Consider the following 23,799-nt stretch of genomic DNA (forward strand, 5'->3'; position numbering starts at 1 on the left):
TTAAAGCCAATATGAGCGCTCATATTGGCTTTTTTTATGGGGAATAAATGAAATATTTAAAAGTACTGGTATTACTGTGTGGTGGGTTGTTTGCCAATTTAAGTTACGCAGACGACCCTGAGTGGGATAATTTTATGATAGATGATATACAATTAAAAAATCCTGTTGATTTTTTAAGTAATCATCGATTTAATTTTTATTCGCGTTACAGTGAAAATTTAAAAGTTAAGATTGTCGATTATGGGGTTTTAAATAGATCATCTGGTGGGTATAACTATCAATTACAAGAGTATGGTGTAGAAATACTTAATAAAAATAAAATTTACCAATTATTTAAAACAACAGCACCATATAATGATCAATTATGGGTACGCATAGATAATATTTGGTTAAATGAAGAAAAAGGCTATATTGCCCTTACTGTGCGTACAAATGATTATATCAATTATGGATCAGTACCTCAAAGAAACAATGATGTTACGACTTATGTGTATAATTTAAAAACAAATAAAATGATAAGTTTGAATTCAATATCGGTCAGTAGTAACGTCGACTCTAAAGGGGATGCGATTAAACCGCTCGATTGTACTGTGGGGGCGAAGCTAAGTTATAACGAAAAAACCAAGCTATTTACCTATACAGACCGCATTCAAAAAGGTTGTGATGGACCTATCAATGCGCAAACCATAAAAAAAATGCCAGTTTATAGAGTGACGTTTGACCGTAATTTAGAATGTGTTTCGACCAATAAATTAGCCGGTGGTTGTACTGACGAAGATAACGTCAATGAGAGTATTTATAATTATACTGCTGAATTTATCCGTATGAAGAAAAAATAAATTAGTCACTTTAAAGCCAATATGAGCGCTCATATTGGCTTTTTTTATGGGGAATAAATGAAATATTTAAAAGTACTGGTATTACTGTGTGGTGGCTTGTTCACCAATTTAAGTTATGCAGACGACCCTGAATGGGATGATATTATGATTGAAAGTGTGCAATTAAAGAATCCTGTTGACTATTTAAGTAATGATAAATTTAATTATTACTCTTATTATAGTGATGATTTAAAAGTTAAAATTGTAGACTATGGAATTAGCAACGAATCTACGGGGAAAGAAAATTATCAGTTGCAAAAATATGGTGTCGAGATACTCAATAAAAATAAAATCTATCAGCTATTTAAAACGACGGCTGCTTATAATAACAAACTATGGATTCGTATAAATAAGATTTGGTTAAATGAAGAAGCAGGCTATCTTGCACTTACTGTGCGGACAAATAAATATATCAATTATGGTACATCGCCATATAAAACAAATGACGTCACCACGTATGTCTATAATTTAAAAAATAATAAAGTGATAAGTTTAAAGTCGGTATCAGAAATTAGCTCGGTCGATGCCAAAGGTAATCCAACTAAAGCGATGGATTGTACAGCAGGTATGAAATTAAGTTATAACGAAAAAAACAAGTTATTTACTTATACAGATCGTATTCAAAAAGGCTGCATTGGACCAATCAACGAACAAACCATTAAAAACATGCCAGTTTATAAAGTGACATTTGACCGTAATTTTAAATGTATTTCGACCAATAAATTAGCCGGTGGCTGTAGTGATGGTGATGATGTTAATGAAAAAATTGGTAATTACAATGCTGAATTTCTTCGTATGAAGAAAAAATAAAGTAGTCACTTTAAAGCCAATATGAATAGTCGTATTGGTTTTTTTATGGGGAAAGTGCTGTAAAATTTACATACTACATATGAATATTGCTAAAGACAGTAAGCTCTTTAAATATACTTACACTGAGAAAAATTATAATTTTAATAACTACCGAATTTATTTTCTAAATGTTATAAAATATTAAGTAAGACGGGTGAGAATGATCCTTTTTAATGACTCATATTGTTTAGCTAACCTAAATAGCGGATAAAAAATCAATTAAAACTCCTGAATTTTAAGTTTAGTTACAGTACATTGATAAGAGATTTATGTTGCATAAATATGGGCTATCTAAAATTTTTGACTATCTAAGATCTCAAGTAAATTTCTCTGACTCATATGATGCTTATACTCTTCATTTAAATGGTTTGTAGCCATACTTGGTCTTGTGATGAGATCACCATTCAATTTTATTATCTATAAATACATTAGAATGGTAAACAATTTTGAATTCTAGGGCTTTCTAATCTTTCATCTACTGAAAAATATGCTTTAATGCTAGAAGTCAAAAAAAAGCTATATTGATATGGAACCAATAATACAGTCGTTACTTGATACGGATTTATATAAGTTTACAATGCTTCAAGTGGTATTACATAAATTTCCACAAACACATAGTGTGTACCAATTTCGCTGTCGTAATTTAGAGGATACCGTTTATCCTCTACCTGAAATTTTAGATGATTTAAATCATCAACTCGATTTACTGTGTGAGCTTAAATTTAAACCCGACGAGCTCTTATATTTAAGAAAACTTCGTTTTATTAAAAGTGACTTTGTTGACTATCTAGAACTGTTTCAATTGAAACGTCGTTTTATCGACGTGGGTTTGGATACACAAGGACGTTTAGATGTCCATATTGAAGGGCCAATGATTCAAGCATTAATGTTTGAAATATTTGTACTTTCAATTGTAAATGAACTGTATTTCCGTAGATTACACTCAGTAGAAGTCTTAGCAGAAGGTGAAAGAAGATTACAAAAAAAATTGGAACAGCTTAAAACTTTTGAGAAAAAACAAGCTGGTACAGAACCCCCATTTTTAGTTGCAGATTTTGGTACGCGCCGTCGTTATAGCTTGGACTGGCACCGTCATGTCGTACAAGAGTTTAAACTCACTGCACCTACAATTTTTAGAGGGACAAGTAACGTTTTACTTGCAAAAGAATTGGGTATGATTCCTATAGGAACAATGGCACATGAGTTTTTACAGGCCTTCCAAGCACTTGATGTAAGATTAAGAGATTTTCAAAAAGCAGCCCTTGAAGCATGGGTACAAGAATATCGTGGGGATTTAGGCATTGCATTAACTGATGTGGTAGGAATGGATGCTTTTCTTACAGACTTCGATTTATATTTTGCAAAGCTTTTTGATGGTCTACGTCACGACAGTGGTGATCCATATGTTTGGGGAGACAAAGCATATGCCCATTACCAAAAACTTAAAATAGACAGTAAAACTAAAATGTTAACATTTAGTGATGGTTTAAATTTAGATCGTGCTTGGGACTTGTATCAGTACTTTAAAGATCGTTTTAAAGTGAGTTTCGGAATAGGGACAAACCTAACCAATGATATGGGAATAACGCCGTTAAATATTGTATTAAAATTGGTCGAGTGTAATGGACAGTCTGTCGCAAAAATTTCTGATAGTCCGGGAAAAACGATGACAGATAACGATACATTCCTTGCGTATTTAAGACAGGTCTTTGAAATCCCAGCAGAGTAATACGACATGCAGTTTTGTATTGAGCTTATACAAAATTAAGAAAAGCAGACTGTTGCCTTATGCTAATATTGAAAATGTCAAAGAATATAGAATTTATCCGCTATGGCTACACCAGACTTGCCCTTTGGTTTGCTTATTGAGGCAGAAGAACTTGTTCCATACTTGGGTCATCCTAAAGTACGCATTGTCGACTTAACAAGAGCTTCTGTGTATGAGCAGTTACATATCCCTCATGCAATTCATGTTAAACCACAGCAGTTGCTCCAGCAAAAAGGAATGGCTTCAGGTTATTTACCAGATGAAGAACAACTGCAAGCATTAATTGAATATTTGCAGTTGTCACCAGAGCATCATGTGGTTGCATACGATGATGAAGGCGGAGCATGGGCAAGTCGCTTGTTGTGGAACCTACATTGTATAGGCTTTTATCGCACCAGTTTATTGAACGGTGGTATACATGCTTGGCTTGGCGATGGCCTGCCAACCAGTAATGTTATTGAAGAAATTGAACCCACCAGTCACTTTATTTCAGTGCACCCTATTGCACTCGAAAAACATCAAATAAATTATTTAGAAATTAGACAACTTATTGAAAATAATGAAATTCAAATTTGGGATTGCCGAACCTTTGACGAATATACAGGTAAGCGCTTAGCTGCAAGAAAGGGTGGACATATTCCAAATGCACATCACTTTGAATGGAGTAGTGCCCTAAATCGTGAAAATCGTTTAAAATTACATTCTTTTGATCGTATTCAACATACTTTAAAAGATGTTGGATTTAATTTAGATCAACCCGTTGTTGTATATTGTCAGTCTCATCATCGGTCAGCATTCGCTTATTTTTTAGGACGTTTATTGAATTGGGATATCCGCGCATATGATGGTGCATGGAGTGAGTGGGGCAATATGTCAGACAGTCCAATTGTTATGGGAGAGAAACCACTTTGAATCTTGCAGCATTAAAGAATAAGGTGTTTTTAAAAGCACAGCGCATTGTTCCTCAGCATCAGCTGAGCCGTGTTGTGGGTAAAGTGGCAGCCAGTGAGAATGTTGTCGTAAAGAATTTAGCGATTCAGGCATTTAAAGCGAAGTATGGCATTGACCTTTCGATTGCAGAACAGACCGATGCATTAAAATATAAATCTTTTAATGAGTTTTTTACTCGCTCACTTAAAACGGGTGTGCGTCCTGTAGATGACGTTGAATCACATATTGTGTCTCCTGCAGATGGTGCAATTTCTCAAATTGGTAAAATTGTAAATGGTGACGTTTTTCAAGCCAAAGGCCAAAAGTTTACGGTTGAGCAATTAATTGGTGATCCAAAATTGGCAGAACCATTTAAGCAAGGAAATTTTGCGACTGTATACCTATCACCTAAGGACTATCATCGCGTACATATGCCATTCTCTGGAACACTGACAGAAACACTGTATGTACCAGGTGAGCTTTTTTCTGTAAATCAAGTGACTGCAGAAAATGTAGATGCCTTGTTTGCACGTAATGAGCGTATGGTCTGTTTATTCGATACAAAAGTTGGGCGCATGGCTGTGGTGTTGGTCGGTGCAATGATTGTTGCTGGAATAGAAACAGTTGCTACGGGTAAAGTGAAACCAACAGGACGTCTTGAACTCGAACAGCATCAGCTTGACTTAGAAAAAGGTGATGAGCTTGGACGTTTTTATTTAGGTTCTACGGCAATTGTATTGTTTGAAGAAAACGTCATGCAATGGGACGATGTCTTTAAAGCTGAATCACATGTGGTTATGGGTGAAAGACTGGGTGAGGTTATCTAGTTTTCTTAAAGAAGTGTGACCAAAGGTCACACTTCTTTTAGTCCTGATCTAATGCTTTGTCACATGCTTTCGTATCTTTTCTTAATCTTTCTTGCTCTTCAGGCGAAAAGCTATAGAAGCGATTAATTAATTTATGCGCAAATTCTTCATAAATTTTGGGTTTATAATAGGCATAATCTGGAATTGCATTTTGCGCTACATATAAGAAGTTATCGTACATCTGTGTGGGATTCTGAGAGATTCTAGGTTTACTAATCACGTAACAAAGCGATGATCGGTGGTAGGCTTTATCATCGTCGTTAGGACGGTGTTTTGATATATACACATATGCAGATACAGCAATAACAATAATTGCCCCAACAATGGGGAGGCCTATTTTTTTTACATTCATGGTAAAAATTCTAAATTAATTTTCGCTTTGGTAGAGACATTCTTTCGGAAAAATAGCTTTAAAGCAAGAACCTTCATTTGGAATAGATTCAATTTCTAAGTACGCACCATGTTGCATGAGTACGTGTTTGACGATAGCTAATCCGAGGCCTGTTCCACCTGTTTGACGACTTCTTGCACTATCTACACGATAGAAGCGTTCTGTCAGACGTGGTAGGTGTTTAAGATCAATACCAATCCCATTGTCTTGTACTGTGAAATATCCATGTTCTTGGTCATCATGCCAACCAATCGTAATATGACCATTGCCTTTAGGCGTGTACTTAATGGCATTAGTAATTAGGTTACCAAATGCACTTGCCAGTTCCATATCTGAGCCAATTAAGTCGCAATGACTATCTATTTCTAAGTGCAGGATGTGTCTGTATTCTGTATTGTAAGCCTGTGCATCATCAAAAAGCTGTGTCATTAGACTTGGCATATCGACAATTTGATTTTTAATAATTTTTTTCTCACTTTCGAGACGAGAGAGTAAAAGTAGATCGTTGACTAAAGCATTCATGCGTCGCGTTTGTGATTGCATTTGATCAAAAGCACGTCGCCATCTTGGGTTAAAATCATCTTGTTCTTGGAAGGTTTCTAAATAACCACTGAGTACCGTCAGTGGTGTACGCAATTCATGTGAAATATTGTCGACAAAATCTTTACGCATTTGCTCTAAGTTATGAATGCGCGTAACGTCATAAGCAACCAATAGGCGACTTTCTACGCCAAAACGTGTCAGCTTAATTTGTACATAGTGGCCTTCATACAGTGAAGATTCGATTTTAATGCCATCTGGATGCTGTTCCATATCTTGGAAATATTCAACAAATGCAGGTCGTCTTAAAATGCCTAAAATATTATTGCCATGATCACTGGCTTTAATTCCTAAAATACGTTCTGCCGCAGGGTTACACCATTCAATTTGATGAAGTTCGTCGGTAATCACTACCGCTTCAGTTAATGCAAATAAAGAGGCTTGAGCACGGTCAATTAGGCTTACCATTTCCGCCTGTACAACACGTTCTTGACGTTGTGTTCGATAAATATTAAAAAGCAATGCCCCCCAAATACCATTAATATTTGGAGGCGCATCATAAGGACGACTTGAAATCCACTCATTGACTAAGTAGAGCGCGCGGACTTGTAATGCTGTAAATACACTAAAGCCAATTGCAATACATAACCAAAAGTGTCCGCTACCTAAACCAATAAGCCCCGCGATCAGAAGTAAAAAGATCAATACTTTGAAATCTTGTTTAGCAGACTCCCATAAACTGCTATAACGATATTTCTTATGTTCGTGACTTAATTCAGGTGTTGGGTAGGGTTCATACATAAGGCAATGGTCTTAAAGATTAAGCATCGGTGCGTGTTGAAAAACGATAACCTGTTCCACGAACAGTTTGAACAAATTTATCGGCACCAAATGGTTCTAAAATTTTACGTAAACGGCGAATGTGCACGTCAATAGTACGGTCTTCAATATAGACACTTCCACCCCAAACATGGTCTAGAAGCTGAGCGCGTGTATAAGCACGTTCTGCATGTGTCATAAAAAATGCAAGCAAACGATATTCTGTTGGGCCCATATCTAAGATATTGTCATTAAAGCTCACGCGTTGACTTACAGGATCAAGAATTAATCCATTGGCATCGATAGATTTTTCACCACTTAATGCACTTGAGCGACGTAAAACAGCTTTAATGCGAGAAATAAGTTCACGTGTTGAAAATGGCTTCGTCATGTAATCATCTGCACCAGCATCTAGCCCTTGTACTTTATGGTCTTCTTCACCACGTGCTGTCAGCATAATGACAGGAATTTCAGCCAAAGTCTCATCTCGTTTTAGACGATAGCATAGATCTACACCACTTAATCCACCCGGTAACATCCAGTCAAGTAGTACCAAAGATGGACGACGATCTACAATCATTTGATGTGCTTGCTTGGCATCTTCTGCTTGTAGACATTGATAACCTGCCATATCTAATGATGTATGAATCATTTCACGAATTGGCAATTCATCGTCGACAATTAAAATATAATCCTCTTTCACTACGCAATATCCTATATGAACAATTTCATTAAACCTTATAGGTGAGTATTACAAAGATTTATTGTGACAGTATTATTGCAAGAGTGGTAAGGATGTAACATTTTAATGTTTTTTTATGACAAAATCATACGACCTTAATGAATATTAAATGACATTTTTTTGACAAAACTAGAGACAAATTGAAATTATTAATTTAAGTTTTTGATTTTATTATTTTTTTATAAAAAATATTTAATTTATCTTTTATTTCTTTATTTTTTTGTATTTTAAAAACCAATTTTCTATATTTTTATAAATGGTTAAACTGCATTATATATTCATTTTATATTACGGTATTGGTATGGCTGAAGATTTAAAGATCACTGAAGGAAGTAAAATAGAGCAATATAAAGATATTATTCCTCAAATTTTAGCAATTATTGCCGATGAAACAGATTTAGTGGCAAATTTAGCAAATATTGTTGCTGCACTAAAAGAGCAATTTAACTGGTTTTGGGTCGGTTTTTACTTAGTAAAAGACAATGAATTGGTTCTTGCACCATTCCAAGGACCTATTGCGTGCACACGTATTGCAAAAGGTCGTGGTGTTTGTGGAGATGCATGGGAACAGTCAAAAGTACTTATTGTTCCAGATGTAGATGCTTACCCGGGGCATATTGCATGTAGTTCACATTCAAAATCTGAAATTGTTTTACCAATTTTAAGAAATGGAACATGCTTGGGTGTATTAGATATAGACAGTAGTGCGTTAAATACATTTGATGAAATTGATGCACAATATTTACAAGAAGTAATTGACGCCATTCGGTTTTAAAGTCTTAAGAGGTATACCTTTAAAAGTATACCTTCTACTCAGCTAAACCAATTTACGAATGGCTTTTTTCTTCCAAACAAACTGATAATAAGAAAACTGAAAAATACTTAGACTGACAAAAGAAAGTGCATACGCAAACCAAATGCCCTGTAACCCCCAAAAGTGGCTGAACAGATATGCACACGGTACCTCTATAATAAAGATGGTTGCAATATTAATAAGCATAGGTGGTGTAACTGTACCTGATGCACGCATAATTGATGCAAACACTGCATTGGTTCCTAAAAATAAGATAGCCCATAAAATAGTAAAAAGAAGTTTTTGGCCTAAAGCAACAACGTTGGGATCTGTGATAAAAAGCGTCATTAAATGACGAGAAAATAAATAAGCAAGTGTGACCAATGACCCTGTAATAGCTAAATTCATAAAAAGTGCTGTTTTGGTGACTTTTGACAAAAGCTCTGCTTTTCCTGCACCAATGGCTTGTGCGGCAAATATAGATGCTGCAATTGCAATTGAGAAAGCCGGAAATTGAATATAGTTAATGACTTGGTTTAATGCACCATAAGCCGCCGTTGCATCTGCACCAAAAGAGTTTACAAGACGAATGACCACTAGTCCGGCAATAGATGCTGTAATCATTTGAATACCTGTGGGTACCCCTAATTTTAAAATAGTTTTACTGAGTTGAGCGTGATGTTTTACTTCTTTAAGGAGTGCTTTATTGGGACGAAGAGGATGTTGTTTTTTATTTAAATAGAATGCTAGAAATAAAAGGACTGCAAAGTTTCCAACAATTGAGGCGATTGCAGGAGAGATAATGCCCAATTGGGGTAATCCTAAATAACCTTTAATTAGCGCAGGTGTAATAAATAGGCCAAGTAGGCTGGTCATCGCAAGTGATACCAAGGGTGTGATGCTATCTCCTACACCCCGTAAGAGTGATGTATAAACAATATATAAAAACAGTAAGGGACTACCAATCAGCATACTACGTATATAAGGTTCAGCCAGATGTGATACATCGGGTGCAACCCCAAGCACGTGTAAAAGTGGGTGTGTAAACGTCAGGCCTAGTATTGCAATAATTATACCCGAGATCACAGTCATAAAAATAGTTGAGCCTACGGCACGACGAACAGTTTCTAAATTACCAGCCCCCCATGCTTGACCCACTAAAATACTGGCACCTGCAGAAAGCCCAATCATAAATGCTAAAAGACAAAATAGAATTGGAAAAAAAACAGCAACCGCAGCAACAGCATGTACACCAAGTAATTGACCGACAAAAACTGTATTAATGGTCATGGACAAGTTTTGTAAAATATTGGTTGCGATCAGTGGAAGCAAAAATAAGAAAAATGATTTCCAGAGCTTTTGGCCAGTTACCAAAGGGCTTTGCTGCATAAAACTGACCTATTGACTAAAGGGTATAATTTTAAGACTTCTGTGTGTGTTGGTACAGCTTTGCTTTGTAATAGGTGCTTATTTTATTTTCTCTAGAATGTGAATGGCTTGGTCTAATGTAGTCTGTTTCTTTGCAAAGCATAGACGGACAAGTCTTGAAGATTGTGGGGGCACTTTATAAAATGCAGACAAAGGAATAGTCACAATTTTATATTCATGTGCAAGATATTGGCACATTTCATAGTCAGATAAATCCGGTCTAATGGAACTATAATCGAGTAACTGAAAATAAGTTCCTTGGGTAGGTTGTAGTTTAAAAGAGGTTTCCTTTAGACCATTGATAAAGTAATCGCGTTTATTCTGATAAAAAGAAGCAAGGTTTTCGATATGCTCAGGGCAATGTTCGATAAACTGACTAAGTGCGACTTGTACAGGTGATACACCACAGAAACACGCAAATTGATAAACTTGTCGAAATTGCTGCATTAAATGAGATGAACCAACGCAGTAGCCAGTTTTCCATCCTGTCACATGGAAGGTTTTTCCAAAAGAACCAACCACTAAACTTCTATTGCGTAGTGACTCAAAAGAAAAAGCACTATAGTGACGTTGTTTATCGAAAATAATATGTTCGTATACCTCATCTGACAGCACAATAATCTTGGTGTCTTGAATAAGTTCGATGAGTGTTTGCCAATCTTCCTTTGACCAAATCGCACCAGTTGGATTATGCGGTGTATTGACAATAATCATGCATGTTTTTGAGGTAATGGTATCTTTTACTTGTTGCCAATCTACATGGAAATCTGGAGACTTGAGTGATATATGCTTGGCAACTCCTTGTGCCAACTGAATGGCAGGCCCATAACTGTCATAACTTGGATCGAATACAATAACTTCGTCGCCAGCATGAACAAACGCTTGTATGGCACTATGTAAAGCAATCGTTGCGCCTGCTGTGACTGTAACTTCTGAGATTGGATCTAAATGAACCTGATTTCGATGGTGAAAAATCTGAGCGACTTGCTCACGAAGTTTAAGAAGACCATCTCCTGAGGGGTATTGGTTATGCCCATCTAAGGTCGCTTTTGCGAGATATTCTAAAAGTTGAGGAGGTGCAGCAAAATCTGGAAAGCCTTGTGATACATTTAAAGCATTTAGACGTTGTGCTAACGCAGACATTACAGAAAAGATGGTTGTGCCTTGTTGTGGCAGTTTGGGTTCAGGTATATGCATGATTTTGCCTAAATGCTATTGTTATATTTAGAATGGTTTTCCTACATCATGCAGTATATTTTTCTGTACGTCATCCATGACATAATAAAAATATAATCTAACTATAAAAGATAATCGACCAATGCACGAATAACACCAAGGATTAAACCAATAAATGCACCTACAATGACGCCGTTTACACGAATCATATGTAGATCACCACCAACGGAGTTTTCAATTTTGGCAATCATTTCCGTAGAGTCCCACTCATGAATACGCTGACTAATAAAACGAATGACTTTATCGCTATATTGGTCACTAAAATAGGTGGCAAGCGTAATAAGCCGAGTATTAAGTAATTGTCGAACCTCTTTACTTTCGGCAAGGTTTTTACCTACAAGTTCAATCGCTGCACGCATATTCATGGCAATACCAGAGTTTTCTTTCAGTAAATCCTCTTTAATGGCATTAAACAAAATAACCACAGCACCAGTCATAAAATTAAGGACGTGAGGGTTTTCTAATAATGCATTTTTGCCTGAATTTAAACGCATGCTTACTGCACTTTCATCGTTTTTAAGTTCACCAATGAGTGACTGTCCATAGTCTTCTATGTGTTGTCGCCATGGATGTTCTGGATCTTTTAGTATTTCCTCAAGTTTGTGCATGAAACTGTCAACAGTACGTTGCTCCATATCAATGCCAAGCCAACTTACGCCTTTAGAAAGTTTTAAAATTCCCATTTCTTTAAAAATACGAGTGACAATATCACGGGTTTTTTCAGGGTATTTAAGTACCCACTCATGTGAATAATCTAAAGCACGTTGTAATACATCCTGATGAAAATCATTGTCTAAAATAGAGTGAAGCATCTCACTGGCAAGACGATTAATTTTAGTATTCTGAATCCACTGCACACTGTTATTTTGAATGAATTGAGCAATTTGTTCTTGCTCTACAAAATCGAATACTTTAGGGAGGGTTTGTTGTACAACTTGGGTGACCTGTGTACTATTATTTGGATTCTCTAACCATTGTCCAATACTTAAGGTGAGGTCAGTTTTACTTAGACTTTTTTCTACAATTTGAGGTGATAAAAAGTTTTCCTGTACAAACCTACCCATAGATTCGGCAATACGTGCTTTATTTCGAGGAATAATTTCCGTATGGTCTCTTAGAAAATGTGGAATGGGAATTTTCCCAAAAGGATTCCGAAATAAGACCGTAACTGCATACCAGTCTGCAAAGCCACCGACCACACCAGCCTCGGCAGCAAGCATGAGAATATGTATCCACCATGCATATTCTGGAAAGAGTTTTGCAGCGACCATGAAGACAATCCAAACCAAAATGGCAGTCACAAGTGCCATGGTGGCCAGTCTTTGACTACGTTTTAAATGAGTAGAAGTTGTGGTTGTCTCCATAGGCGTATCCTCTTATTTATTTTGGTGGTGCGTGGCGTTGTGGTGGCTGAATGGGTGGTAAGACCTGACCATTAGGGGCAACACCATATTTTGCACCAAGGGATTGTAAAATAAGTCCTGCATTAAATGCATCTTTTGGGGTGTTTTCAGGTTCTTTATAACATTCAATCGTATATGAAACCTCGGTCGGATCAAGATTAACAACTTCAGGAAAGTCATTCCAAGGACCATAACCAAAACCTGGACCTGGTCTGTAAAAACCGTAGGGACCTCCAAACATTGGAGGTGGAGCAGGGTAAACTACGGTTTGTCTTGGTGGCTGATTACGGTTACTCGGATCATTTAAGACTTTAAACGCACCAAAACCGTTTTGAACAGCAATTTGAGCTGCTTTTAGAAGCGTAATTTCTTGTGCTGTGCCATAGCTCATATTAGGACTAGTCTTAAAGCTCACACGGAAAGTACTTTGATTCAGTGGATAACTCGAAAAATGTCCCAACTGGTCAAAGGTGCGTGGTTTTTCAAATGTTGTCATACAACCTGAGAGGCTTACGGTTATGGCTAAAACCAAACATGGAACGGTTTTTTTAATCATCTTTATACTCCAAACGATAGTGGTTGACCACACACGATTTTAAAAGTGGCTGTCTGGTTCAGTCAGAAATTGAATTTCTTCTGCAGTCGATGAACGGCCTAAGATTTGATTTCGATGTGGGTATCTTCCAAATCGATCGATAATCACTTTATGCTTATGCTCAAACGCTAAATTGAGCGGATTCCCCAATGCCTCAAATAAGCGTACAGCATGCATGTGGATAACTTCTGACTCACTGTGCATAAATGGCATATATAGAAATGAACGTGCCTCACTTGAGAGTGCTTCATCTACTCTTAAAGAAATCGCTTCTTGCGCCAGCGCAAGTGCAAGCGCATCTTGAGCAAATGCTTGAGGCCGATCTCTAAAAATATTTCTAGAGAACTGATCAAGAATAATAATTTCTGCTAAACGCCCTTCAGCGGTGGTTCTCCATGACCATAACTCAGCTTGTGATGCTTGATGATGAATTTTTTGGAATTGATCTGCAATTTTTTGATCAAATTGTGTATCTTTTACAAACCATAGTGGTTTGTGTTCAGTATTAAACCAAAAATCTAAAATAGTATCTTTGTTCATAGCAGACCCAATGAAATGGTGTATATTTTTATTCGATCATGAATGTAGATCTTGATATTGTATAGTTTTACGATTTAAATATGATTTAGACGTATGTTGTCCTTCAAAAACTACACGAAATTGGCATGATTTTACGTAGTATTTTGTGGTATTCATGCAATATAAACAACGAAACAAATAGACAGCGAAAAATTAAAGTGAGGAATACTATGAGTCAACCCAAAGCAAGTTCTCATTCTATAGTGCCAGCTTGGGTAGACGCATCAATGCTTCAGGGAACTTTACGTGGTATAGAGCGTGAAAGCCTGCGTATGCAAAGTGATGGCTATCTTTCAAAAAAACCACATCCTCAAAGTCTCGGTTCTGCGTTAACACATCCTCATATTACGACTGACTATTCTGAGGCATTGATGGAGTTTATTACACCTCCTGAGCCTTCTATTGAAAAGGTATTGGCCTATCTAAAAGATCTTCATTGTATTGCACATCAAAATTTGCCTGAGGGTGAAAAACTCTGGCCGATGTCTATGCCGTGCATGTTAGATGAAGATGAAGAAAATATTCCATTTGCACAATATGGCAGTTCAAATATAGGAAAATTTAAAACCTTATATCGAAAAGGCTTAGCCATACGATATGGGCGTAGAATGCAAACCATCTCTGGCGTACATTATAATATATCTTTTCCAGATGAATTATTTAAACAATTACAAGCACATGAAACAGATCCAGCGCTTCAAGCATTGAGTTTACAAGATTACAAGAGCAGTCGTTATTTTGGTCTGATTCGTAATTTTATACGTTTGACACCAATTGTTATTTTTTTACTTGGTGCCAGTCCTACTGTGTGTGGTAGTTTTTTAATTGGGCAAAACCATCATCTACAACCATTAGTTGCAGGTTCATTACATTTACCATACGCCACAGCACTGCGCATGGGGAAACATGGTTATCAAAACTCTGCACAGAAAAAATTAGGAATTCATTACAATAATTTAACAGGATACTTAGAGGGTATTCAGCAAGCGGTTAAAAAGCCATATGCGCCTTTTTCTAAGTTAGGTTTAGATGATGAGTATGGTGAACCTCTTCAAATTAATGATCATACATTACAAATAGAAAATGAGTACTACAGTCTTATTCGTCCAAAGCAAACACCAAAAGGGAATGAAACGCCATCACAGGCATTGGAAAATCGAGGCGTTGCTTATGTTGAGTTACGTGCAGTCGATGTAGACCCGTATAGTCCTATTGGTATTGAGGCCAATAGTGCTGCATTTCTTGAACTGATCGCGTTATATTGTTTACTCCTTGATAGTCCTGAGATTTCAGAAGATGAACAAACACGTATAGAGCAGAATCAAAGTAAAATTGTAGAGCAAGGACGTGCTGAAAATTTAATGTTAGATATGGAACAAGGTTCAATTTCTGCAATAGATTGGCTATATGAGCACTTAACTGCTATGCAACCTTTGGCAAATTTATTCGATCAAGATTTAAATAAGCCTTTGTACAAACCAGCCTTAAATGACATGTTGTTGCGCATTCAAACACCAGAAAAAACGCCATCAGCTCAAGTGATTGAAGACATGAAAATTCATGGTGGAACACGTCGTTTTGGCGGTCACTTGGCAGCACAGCATGCTAAAATATATGACACACATCAAATTACAGCCGAGAAACAGCAATATTTTGACAAACTTGTTACTATCTCTCAGCAAGATCAGTTGGCTTTAGAGCAAGCCTCAACTGAAACTTTTAAAGAATATTTGAATAAGTTTCGCTAATAGCAGAGTGAGAAAGTAAAGCGTGAAAGTAAGCTATCGTCTCGTGAATGGATTACTGGTTTTAGCCAGTATTATAGGAATGTCTTTTGCACTTTATTTAGAGCATGTAAAGCACTTACAGCCATGTCCTTTATGTATTTTTCAACGTGTAGGACTCATTGCAACGGGCGTAGTTGCCTTAATTGCATTTTTACACCATCCTAAAAGTAATATAATGAAGCGCATTTATGCGTTGCTTGCCAGTTTAGGTGTTATTTGGTCGACTGGTGTTGCTGCAAGACATATTTGGATACAGCATTTACCTGCGGATCAAGTGCCAAGTTGTGGCCCTGGTTTGAACTATTTAATTGACGTTTTTCCAATGAAAGATGTACTTGCACAAGTGTTCACCGGTTCAGGTGAGTGTGCCAAAATTGATTGGACATTATTTGGTTTTTCATTGCCTGAGTTATCTATTGTATTTTTTGCCTGTTTAACCATTCTTTGTTTTTGGCAAATGTTCCGTAAACTTTAAAGTAAGAACCACCTTTGAGGTGGTTTTTTTATTTATTATGTATCATATTTTTTATTTACATGGCTTTAAAAGCCAAGCCAACTCTGTAAAAGGTACACTTTTACAAAGATATTGCAAGACAGCATATCCTCATATACAAGTACATTTACCCGATCTCAATTTTCCTCCACAACTTGTTATTGAACAGATCAAAAAACAAATTGATGCAAAATATAAACGAGAGCATATTTGTTTTGTTGGCAGTAGCTTAGGTGGTTTTTATGCAACTTATTTGGCGCACCATTATGATTGTTCAGGTGTTTTAATTAACCCAGTCATCCGTCCATGGCAACTCTTTGAGACGCATATTGGGTTAGATCAATTGCCTTATGAAGTTACACCAAACTGGTCATTAACGCTTAAAGATATTCAGTCATTGAAACAATATGATACTACCGATGTTCAAGACCTAAGCAAACTGTTGGTGTTACTGCAACAAGGCGATGCAACTTTGGATTATAAGGCAACACAAGATTATTATGGTGAGCGCAAAATTTCTAGTATGATAATGACAGAATGCGGTGGCAATCATGTCATGGATAATTTTGCTGAAAAGATTCCCATGCTACTCGTATTTTTGTTGCAACACCTCTCATTAAGGAATATATAAAACGTGTCACAATATACAGCCCAATCCCTAGAAGTCTTATCTGGTTTAGATCCTGTTCGTCGTCGTCCGGGTATGTATACAGACACAACACGCCCAAACCATTTAGCACAAGAAGTTATTGATAATGCAGTAGATGAGGCACTTGCAGGGCATGCAAATAAAGTTACTGTAACAGTATATAAAGATGGCTCGCTGTCTGTACAAGATAATGGACGTGGGATGCCTGTAGATATTCATCCAGAATATGGTCAAAGTGGTATAGAAATTATTCTTACTAAGCTTCATGCTGGTGGAAAATTTAGTACGGACAACTATCAGTTTTCAGGTGGTTTACATGGTGTAGGAATTTCAGTAGTAAATGCATTATCTACACGTGTAGAGGTGGAAGTTCAGCGTCAAGGCGCTTTATATAAAATGGCTTTCGAACATGGCGAACCTGTTGCAGCGCTTGAAGTCTTGGAAGGGAAGGCACCCAAGCGTGCATCTGGTACACGTGTCCATTTTTGGCCAGAAGCAAAATATTTTGATAGTCCTAAATTTGCACTCAAAGCACTAAAACATAATTTAAAAGCAAAAGCAGTGTTGGCTGCTGGTTTACAAATTATTTATATTGATGAAATTAATAATGAAAAAATAGAGTGGCAGTTTGAAAATGGTCTTGTCGATTATCTGATGGATGAGGTTCAAGATCGTGAAATTTTGCCAACTCCTGTGTTTGTGACACAAGGTGATGCAGAACGTGCAAGTTGTGAGTTTGCATTATGTTGGAATGTCGATGGTGGTGAACAAGTTCAAGAAAGCTATGTAAACCTTATTCCAACAGCGCAAGGTGGAACACATGTAAATGGCTTGCGTTCAGGTATAACTGAAGCACTACGTGAATTTTGTGAATTAAGAAATCTTTTACCGAGAAATCTAAAGCTCTCTGCAGAAGATGTATGGGACGGTGTAAACTATATTCTTTCCTTAAAATTTCAAGAACCACAATTTTCAGGACAAACGAAAGAGCGTCTTTCAAGTCGAGAGGCATCGGGCATTGTTTTAAATATTGCAAAAGATGCATTTACCTTATGGTTAAATCAGAACTCAGAAGTTGCTATACAGCTTGCAGAAATTGTTATTGCAAAAGCAGGTCGTCGTTTAAAAGCTGCCAAAAAAGTACAGCGTAAAAAAATTGTATCGGGGCCAGCATTACCTGGAAAGCTTGCAGACTGTGTGGGACAGACTCGAGAAGAAAGTGAATTGTTTATTGTCGAAGGTGATTCTGCAGGTGGCAGTGCAAAGCAAGCACGCGATAAGAATTTTCAGGCAGTTATGCCAATTCGAGGAAAAATCTTAAATACGTGGGAAGTGGCTTCAGATGAAGTTTTAGCCTCACAAGAAGTTCATGATATTGCAATTGCGATTGGTGTTGATCCGGGAAGTGACGATTTATCTGAATTGCGTTATGGCCGAATTTGTATCTTGGCTGATGCCGACTCTGATGGATTGCATATCGCAACGTTATTGTGTGCATTATTTGTGAAGCACTTTACGACGTTGGTCGAGGCAGGCCATTTATATGTGGCAATGCCACCACTGTTTCGTATAGATGATGGAAAAGATGTACATTATGCGCTTGATGAAAATGAGCTAAATGCAACACTTAGCCGTACCAAAACAAAGAATCCGCAAATTACTCGATTTAAAGGATTAGGCGAGATGAACGCCAGTCAGCTTCGAGAAACGACAATGGACCCTGATACGCGTCGTTTGGTGCAATTAGATTTAGATGATGCTCAATTTACAGCAGGTTTGTTAGACAAACTACTTGCTAAAAAACGCTCACCAGATCGTAAACAATGGTTGGAACAAAAAGGTAATCTTGCTGACATTACAGCTTAATCATAAAAAACGGCATAAAATGCCGTTTTTTTTTATCGTTAGCGATGGTTTTCGCGGTAAAGATCCCACTCGTTCTTTTCTACACCATTTGGTAATTTACAGTTAAAACTGACATTGCCATAGGCATCTTTGAGTTGTTTAAGTTTACCCTGTTGTTCGACACAGTATTCACTTGCAGGATTGGCCATACCTATACGTTGTTTCTTGTGTAGGGATGGCAGGCTATTACATGCACTAAGAGAAATACCTATACAGATAACACCAAATACTAATAATTTTTTCATCGTCAAATATCTACTTTATACTTATAAAAAATATAACTGATCTATGCAGATCAAACTGTAAATTTTCTAAAGCATGCTTTTATAAAACTGTATAAAATATATTCTTATTTCATTCAATAACGCTTTTTCTTCAGGTGTTGCTACACAGTGGCATATTTCTCGCTATATAAAACTTTAAATATCTAAAATAAGGCATACTTAAATGAAAATTGTCATTATTGGTGCAGGTATTGCAGGTTTAACGGCTGGAATTGCACTAAAAAAATTCGGTTACGACGTTATTATTTATGAACAAGTGAAAGAAATAAGACCAGTAGGTGCAGCAATTTCTTTATGGCCGAATGGCGTTAAATGCCTAAACTATTTGGGTTTGAAGGATAAAGTCGCTGCTTTAGGTGGCCAAATGGATCATTTATCTTATGTTGATGGAATTCATGGAGATGTAATGACGGCATTTAGTCTTATGCCACTCATTCAAGATTCAGGTCAACGGCCGTACCCTGTTTCTCGGGCAGAATTACAACGGATGCTCATGGATGAATTCGGTCATGAAAATATCCATTTAGGTACAAAAGTAATTGCTTTAGAGGAGCATAAAAATTGTGTTCACTTCACATTTGAAGATGGTAGAAAAGATTCGGCAGATTTATTAATTGGTGCAGATGGTACGCACTCTATGACACGGCGTTATGTATTAGGTGAGCAGGTTTCGCGCCGTTACGCAGGTTATGTAAATTGGAATGGTTTAGTAAAGGCAAGTGAAGAAATAGCACCACAACATCAGTGGACGACTTATGTTGCAGATGGCAAACGTGTGTCCTTAATGCCTGTTTCCGATGGGCGTTTTTATTTTTTCTTTGATGTACCACTGCCAGTAGGACTAGAAAATAATAAGCAAACGTATCGTTCAGATTTGGAAGACTATTTTGAGGGTTGGTGCCCTCAGGTTCAACGACTTATCCAACATATTGATGTAGAAAAAACAAATCGCGTAGAAATTCATGATATTGAACCTTTTTTAAAGTTTTATAAGGGGCATGTTGTACTTATTGGAGATGCTGCACACAGTACAACCCCTGATATTGGTCAAGGCGGTTGTCAGGCGATGGAAGATGCAATTTATCTTGCACGTGCATTACAAGTTAACAGCTTAGGGATAGTAGATGCATTGAGTCGATACCAAAGCAAACGTAATGAGCGAGCGAAAGAAATGGTGTTACGTGCTAGAAAACGTTGTGATATTACGCATATGAAAGACAGTGATATAACACAAGCTTGGTACAGCGAGCTGAGAAAGGAGAAAGGAGAAAATATTATGAAAGGAATTTTAAGTAATATTATAGGAAATGTACTCGACTAACAGAATAATTGTAGTTTTATTAGAAGTGTGATCTATTTTTCATTATATTTAATTTTAATGATTTATTTATCTAATATTTAAATAAATGATTAAGAATATAGAGGTAAAGTTTGAGTGACTATTGAACAATGAATGATAGTGATTGACTAAATAGAGTATTTTGAAATGAAATCTTTTTTATTGGGTAGTTTAGTTTTTGGTTTAAGTACATTTACTGTTGCATCTGAAACCATACACTGGGGTTACGATCATGAAATTTCACCTGAGCATTGGGGAGAGTTGAATGAAAATTTTAAAGAATGTAGTAGTGGTAAAAATCAAACACCAATCGATATTAGGAATACTTATAAAAGTGTAATTAAGCACAAATTAAATATTCAATATAAAGTGTCGCCTAATGACATTATATTTAACGGTCATACAGTTCAGGTCAATACTAAAAAAGATGATCAAAGCGACTACGTTATATTAGATGGTCAGAAATTCTTTTTAAAACAATTTCATTTTCATACGCCAAGTGAAAACCAAATTGAAGGAAAGAGTTATCCTTTAGAATTACATTTTGTAAATGCAAATGCTCAGGGTGATCTGACAGTATTGGCTGTGATGTTTGTTTTAGGTGAAAAAAATCCAGAATGGGATAAATTATGGATAGATTTATCAAGTAAAGAAAATGACGATCGACATTTATCGCATGAAGTCAATTTGAATAAACTTCTTCCTAAAAATTTAGACTATTATCGTTTCTCAGGGTCTTTAACGACACCTCCTTGTTCTGAGGGTGTGAACTGGGTTGTTCTGAAAAACCCATTAACCATTTCTGAGCAACAACTAAAAACATTTAAAGTTTTACTGAAAAACCAAGATAACCATCGTCCTATTCAACCCACGCATGGCAGAATAATTATAGAAGATTAATATCAGTCTGATTTCTCTTACTACAACAATGTAAGAGAAATCATTTCATGAGGCTACTTAGTAAAAGATATAAGATAAGCGGTTACTATCTAAGCTATCTACATAATCATAATAAGATTTATTCATACAAGGAATATGAGCCAATTCTTTCCCATTTTTAATAACAGAAATTCCTGAGTCGATATCGAGTTGGCGTGAATATTCAGAATATTTAGAATATATACGGTACGTAGTATCGCCATTTGGCATGTCTAGGCTATATACACTGTACTGGTTAGACGGCTTGTTACTTACACCATAGTTTACTTTGGTATTTGGAAGAGTAAATGAAAGCTCAGGATTCGTTAAGGTGTATCCGAATTTGTAAGAGACGCTTGACGAGTTCATCGTGACCAGTAACTCTTTATCATTCGCAGTGGTACATTGAAAAAGCGTGGTATCAGCAAAAAGTGGTGTGCTAATAAAAAGTGCCAGTATGGCTAGATTTACTTTCATGTTTTTCTCTAAAGTTAAGTTAAATGCTAAAATAAAAAATCCCCAAAGCAAAACTGCTTTAGGGATAATTTTACGTGCTTAAAACATAAATGTAATTGACATTTAATAATAAAATATAATGTTTATTTAGAAGTGATAGTCTACACGCACCATTGGTGTATTTGCAGTTGCACCTGCATTTCCATCAGTTGGATTTCCAAATTTGTTGTGCCAGTACTGATATTCAAAACCTGCACGTAAGGTTTTATCTTTTTTGCCCCATAATGTACTTAGATCATACATAACCATTGCATCGATATTGGTTTCTGGTGATGTCTTACCACCGTATTCATTTTTACCTTTGGAGTCGATCCATAGGGCATAACCTTCAAAAGATAAAGGTGTATTTCCAAGAGGGATGCCCCATGTAAGCTGAAATGCAGCATGTGGGTCATATGAATAACGATGACCTAAACCTTTAGGTTGGTTACTTTCAAAGAAAGCAAGTGCACTTAGACTAAGAAAACCAGGTACATCGAAATTAATGGTTGGCCCAACAACCCACATACGCTTTTTAGAACCGTATGAATCGTTTTTTGTATTCCAATCTAGCCCTGCAGTTAATGCATAGCCACGAATTCCTTTAGATGAAAAATCTTTCTTAAAAACAGCACCTAGATCGATATTATTTCTATAAACCAAATATGCTTCTTGTGTTCCACGTTCAAATTGGTCTGAACCTTGTCCACCATAGATTTCTTTTGATGATTGTAAAAAGTCTACATTTAAAAAGTTAGTACCATAACGATAACCACTGCTATGTGTGAATGAATAAATCTGTTTTGTAATATCCATTCTCGAACCATCTGCATTGTTTTTATAGGGTTCTGCAAAATCACTTCCATAACGCCAGCCAATTGCATTATCACTCCATGTGAGTGCAAAGGCTGAAGAAGAGAGAAGAGCAATAGAAGAAAAGGCAATTGCTGTAACAGACTTTTTAAAGAAAGACATCATATATGACACCATGTAGAGACCTAATGGTCAGAATAAACGTATAAATTTTTTCTCTTGATTTGAGCCAAAGAGAATGCAGTGAATACGCGTATTCTGCAAAAAATGAGCCATAATGTATAAAATTTGTAATAAAAAATAAATAAAAAAATAGCTTTTTTTAATTATTTTAAATAAATTAAAAGGTTATTTATACTTTTTAACTTCCTCTATAAGTAGAATAAGCATGTGCACTAAGAAGTAATGGCACGTGATAGTGCTCATTGAGCAGATGAATGGTAAATGTAATATCAATTTTTGGAAAAAAAGACGCAATATTTTCTAACTGAAAATAGGGACTAACATAATATTCGAGTGTATATACACCCTCTTCAATAGGTGTAGTTATTTGAAAGTCTGCAATACGTCCATTGCTATCAGTTATCTCTTCTCCAAGACAGGCTTGTGTTTTTGTATGAAGTAAACGGACTTTAACACCTTGAGCAGGTTTGCCTGTTTGTATATTTAAAATATGTGTACTAATCATAATATTTCCTGTTCTAAGCGCAGAAGCGTAATAAGTATAAGTTGCTCATGGACACATTTTTTTTCTACATCGATGGTGTTATTTAAACGTTGCTTAATTTGTACCAAAACCTGATCAGTCGTCAGTCCTTTGGCTTTAATTAAAAAAATAAAACCAAATTTTTCTTCATAGTTTTGATTTGCTTGTTTGAGCAAGTCTAGATCTGATGCATTTTGAGAAATATCAGCTTGCTCCTTGCTTGAATAATTATGGTTGGAATTTTTATCTTTTTCTCCTATTTTGGGATGTGCGTGAAGTGCAGTTAAAATGTCATCCCACGTCCAATCTAACGCAAGTATTTTTGCTGTCGTTAGAAGTTTTTGCCTATTTTCATAAGGGCGATGACATGCAATGTGTTGAGCCCAATGCGGAATATTGACACAACGGATCAATAGATCTTGTATCTCTGCAGAAGATTTTTCATTAAACTGATGAATATTCACATCTTACCTAAAATGCTTTAAAGTTCTTGTTTTTTACAAGCAAAAAATATGCCTAATTCTTTGTATTTATAGTTTTTTTAGCTCAAAATGAATTAGAAAAACAAAATATGTAATTAAATATAATTGGTT

The 23,799-nt window shown here is 36.2% G+C and carries 25 protein-coding genes; 12 read left to right on the plus strand and 13 right to left on the minus strand.

Features of this window, described 5'->3' with window-relative positions; genetic code table 11:
• Nucleotides 1-47 precede the first annotated feature (47 nt).
• The 5 genes from OZX61_RS00555 to asd all read left to right on the plus strand — a co-directional run bounded on the left by OZX61_RS00555 (nt 48) and on the right by asd (nt 5,252).
• Nucleotides 48-839 carry a hypothetical protein gene (locus tag OZX61_RS00555; protein ID WP_277094959.1) on the plus strand — a complete coding sequence of 264 codons (792 nt, stop codon included), beginning with the start codon at nt 48-50 and terminating at the stop codon, nt 837-839.
• 57 nt (nt 840-896) lie between these two features.
• Nucleotides 897-1,688: a hypothetical protein gene (locus OZX61_RS00560; protein WP_277094960.1), complete on the plus strand. Its 792-nt coding sequence runs from the start codon at nt 897-899 to the stop codon at nt 1,686-1,688.
• 565 nt (nt 1,689-2,253) lie between these two features.
• A complete protein-coding gene (gene pncB / locus OZX61_RS00565; protein ID WP_277094961.1) occupies nt 2,254-3,456 on the plus strand; it encodes a nicotinate phosphoribosyltransferase in 1,203 nt (400 codons plus the stop codon).
• Nucleotides 3,457-3,558: 102 nt separating this feature from the next.
• Nucleotides 3,559-4,407, plus strand: a complete 849-nt coding sequence (locus tag OZX61_RS00570; RefSeq protein ID WP_277094962.1) for a sulfurtransferase — start codon at nt 3,559-3,561, stop codon at nt 4,405-4,407.
• Nucleotides 4,404-5,252 (plus strand): archaetidylserine decarboxylase, encoded by an 849-nt coding sequence (gene asd / locus OZX61_RS00575; protein ID WP_277094963.1) that lies wholly within the window; start codon nt 4,404-4,406, stop codon nt 5,250-5,252. Before OZX61_RS00570 ends, asd begins: the two co-directional genes overlap by 4 nt.
• A 37-nt stretch (nt 5,253-5,289) precedes the next feature.
• Here the strand turns inward: asd and OZX61_RS00580 are convergent, their stop codons facing one another.
• Genes OZX61_RS00580 through phoB form a run of 3 tightly spaced genes read right to left on the minus strand, consistent with a single transcriptional unit; the run spans nt 5,290 to nt 7,744 of the window.
• Nucleotides 5,290-5,643: a hypothetical protein gene (locus OZX61_RS00580; RefSeq protein ID WP_277094964.1), complete on the minus strand. Its 354-nt coding sequence runs from the start codon at nt 5,641-5,643 to the stop codon at nt 5,290-5,292.
• A gap of 15 nt (nt 5,644-5,658) precedes the next feature.
• Nucleotides 5,659-7,023: a phosphate regulon sensor histidine kinase PhoR gene (gene phoR, locus OZX61_RS00585; protein WP_195772986.1), complete on the minus strand. Its 1,365-nt coding sequence runs from the start codon at nt 7,021-7,023 to the stop codon at nt 5,659-5,661.
• A gap of 19 nt (nt 7,024-7,042) precedes the next feature.
• Nucleotides 7,043-7,744: a phosphate regulon transcriptional regulator PhoB gene (phoB, locus tag OZX61_RS00590; protein WP_196337795.1), complete on the minus strand. Its 702-nt coding sequence runs from the start codon at nt 7,742-7,744 to the stop codon at nt 7,043-7,045.
• 340 nt (nt 7,745-8,084) lie between these two features.
• Between phoB and OZX61_RS00595 the strand changes: the two genes are divergently transcribed.
• Nucleotides 8,085-8,558, plus strand: coding sequence for a GAF domain-containing protein (locus tag OZX61_RS00595; protein ID WP_277094965.1), 474 nt, complete (start codon nt 8,085-8,087; stop codon nt 8,556-8,558).
• Nucleotides 8,559-8,600: 42 nt separating this feature from the next.
• Here the strand turns inward: OZX61_RS00595 and OZX61_RS00600 are convergent, their stop codons facing one another.
• The 5 genes from OZX61_RS00600 to OZX61_RS00620 form a co-directional block, all read right to left on the minus strand.
• On the minus strand, nt 8,601-9,965 hold the full coding sequence (locus OZX61_RS00600) for an MATE family efflux transporter (protein WP_277094966.1): 1,365 nt from the start codon (nt 9,963-9,965) through the stop codon (nt 8,601-8,603).
• Between the two features lie 78 nt (nt 9,966-10,043).
• Nucleotides 10,044-11,201, minus strand: coding sequence for a methionine aminotransferase (locus OZX61_RS00605; protein ID WP_277094967.1), 1,158 nt, complete (start codon nt 11,199-11,201; stop codon nt 10,044-10,046).
• Between the two features lie 101 nt (nt 11,202-11,302).
• On the minus strand, nt 11,303-12,604 hold the full coding sequence (locus OZX61_RS00610) for a DUF445 family protein (RefSeq protein ID WP_277094968.1): 1,302 nt from the start codon (nt 12,602-12,604) through the stop codon (nt 11,303-11,305).
• A 16-nt stretch (nt 12,605-12,620) separates the two neighbouring features.
• Nucleotides 12,621-13,199: a hypothetical protein gene (locus tag OZX61_RS00615; protein WP_277094969.1), complete on the minus strand. Its 579-nt coding sequence runs from the start codon at nt 13,197-13,199 to the stop codon at nt 12,621-12,623.
• Between the two features lie 39 nt (nt 13,200-13,238).
• Nucleotides 13,239-13,778 (minus strand): DUF924 family protein, encoded by a 540-nt coding sequence (locus tag OZX61_RS00620; protein WP_195772955.1) that lies wholly within the window; start codon nt 13,776-13,778, stop codon nt 13,239-13,241.
• 209 nt (nt 13,779-13,987) lie between these two features.
• Here OZX61_RS00620 and gshA point away from each other — a divergent pair, with 209 nt between their 5' ends.
• Genes gshA through parE form a run of 4 tightly spaced genes read left to right on the plus strand, consistent with a single transcriptional unit; the run spans nt 13,988 to nt 18,612 of the window.
• Nucleotides 13,988-15,565: a glutamate--cysteine ligase gene (gene gshA / locus OZX61_RS00625; RefSeq protein ID WP_277094970.1), complete on the plus strand. Its 1,578-nt coding sequence runs from the start codon at nt 13,988-13,990 to the stop codon at nt 15,563-15,565.
• Nucleotides 15,566-15,587: 22 nt separating this feature from the next.
• Complete coding sequence (locus OZX61_RS00630) at nt 15,588-16,079, plus strand: disulfide bond formation protein B (RefSeq protein ID WP_195772957.1); 492 nt, start codon at nt 15,588-15,590, stop codon at nt 16,077-16,079.
• A 37-nt stretch (nt 16,080-16,116) separates the two neighbouring features.
• A complete protein-coding gene (locus OZX61_RS00635; protein WP_277094971.1) occupies nt 16,117-16,728 on the plus strand; it encodes a YqiA/YcfP family alpha/beta fold hydrolase in 612 nt (203 codons plus the stop codon).
• Between the two features lie 3 nt (nt 16,729-16,731).
• Entirely contained in the window at nt 16,732-18,612 is a 1,881-nt protein-coding gene (parE, locus tag OZX61_RS00640) for a DNA topoisomerase IV subunit B (protein WP_195772959.1), read from the plus strand.
• A gap of 38 nt (nt 18,613-18,650) precedes the next feature.
• On the opposite strand, the gene OZX61_RS00645 is transcribed toward parE, so the two are convergent.
• A complete protein-coding gene (locus OZX61_RS00645; RefSeq protein WP_195772960.1) occupies nt 18,651-18,896 on the minus strand; it encodes a DUF333 domain-containing protein in 246 nt (81 codons plus the stop codon).
• 202 nt (nt 18,897-19,098) lie between these two features.
• On the opposite strand from OZX61_RS00645, the gene hpxO reads away from it, so the two are divergent.
• The gene (hpxO, locus tag OZX61_RS00650; RefSeq protein ID WP_277094972.1) at nt 19,099-20,256 is read left to right on the plus strand and encodes an FAD-dependent urate hydroxylase HpxO; all 1,158 of its coding nucleotides are present in this window, start codon (nt 19,099-19,101) and stop codon (nt 20,254-20,256) included.
• A gap of 165 nt (nt 20,257-20,421) precedes the next feature.
• Nucleotides 20,422-21,174, plus strand: a complete 753-nt coding sequence (locus tag OZX61_RS00655; RefSeq protein ID WP_277094973.1) for a carbonic anhydrase family protein — start codon at nt 20,422-20,424, stop codon at nt 21,172-21,174.
• Between the two features lie 57 nt (nt 21,175-21,231).
• Here OZX61_RS00655 and OZX61_RS00660 read toward each other — a convergent pair whose 3' ends face one another.
• The 4 genes from OZX61_RS00660 to uraD form a co-directional block, all read right to left on the minus strand.
• On the minus strand, nt 21,232-21,669 hold the full coding sequence (locus OZX61_RS00660; protein ID WP_195771993.1) for a hypothetical protein: 438 nt from the start codon (nt 21,667-21,669) through the stop codon (nt 21,232-21,234).
• Between the two features lie 126 nt (nt 21,670-21,795).
• Nucleotides 21,796-22,665, minus strand: coding sequence for an outer envelope protein (locus OZX61_RS00665; protein ID WP_277094974.1), 870 nt, complete (start codon nt 22,663-22,665; stop codon nt 21,796-21,798).
• Nucleotides 22,666-22,861: 196 nt separating this feature from the next.
• Nucleotides 22,862-23,188, minus strand: a complete 327-nt coding sequence (gene uraH, locus OZX61_RS00670; RefSeq protein WP_277094975.1) for a hydroxyisourate hydrolase — start codon at nt 23,186-23,188, stop codon at nt 22,862-22,864.
• Nucleotides 23,185-23,670 (minus strand): 2-oxo-4-hydroxy-4-carboxy-5-ureidoimidazoline decarboxylase, encoded by a 486-nt coding sequence (gene uraD / locus OZX61_RS00675; RefSeq protein WP_277094976.1) that lies wholly within the window; start codon nt 23,668-23,670, stop codon nt 23,185-23,187. The genes uraH and uraD overlap by 4 nt, the downstream gene beginning before the upstream one ends.
• Between the last annotated feature and the right edge of the window lie 129 nt (nt 23,671-23,799).

This window comes from Acinetobacter sp. ESL0695, from assembly GCF_029392135.1.
GTDB classification, from domain to species: domain Bacteria; phylum Pseudomonadota; class Gammaproteobacteria; order Pseudomonadales; family Moraxellaceae; genus Acinetobacter; species Acinetobacter pollinis.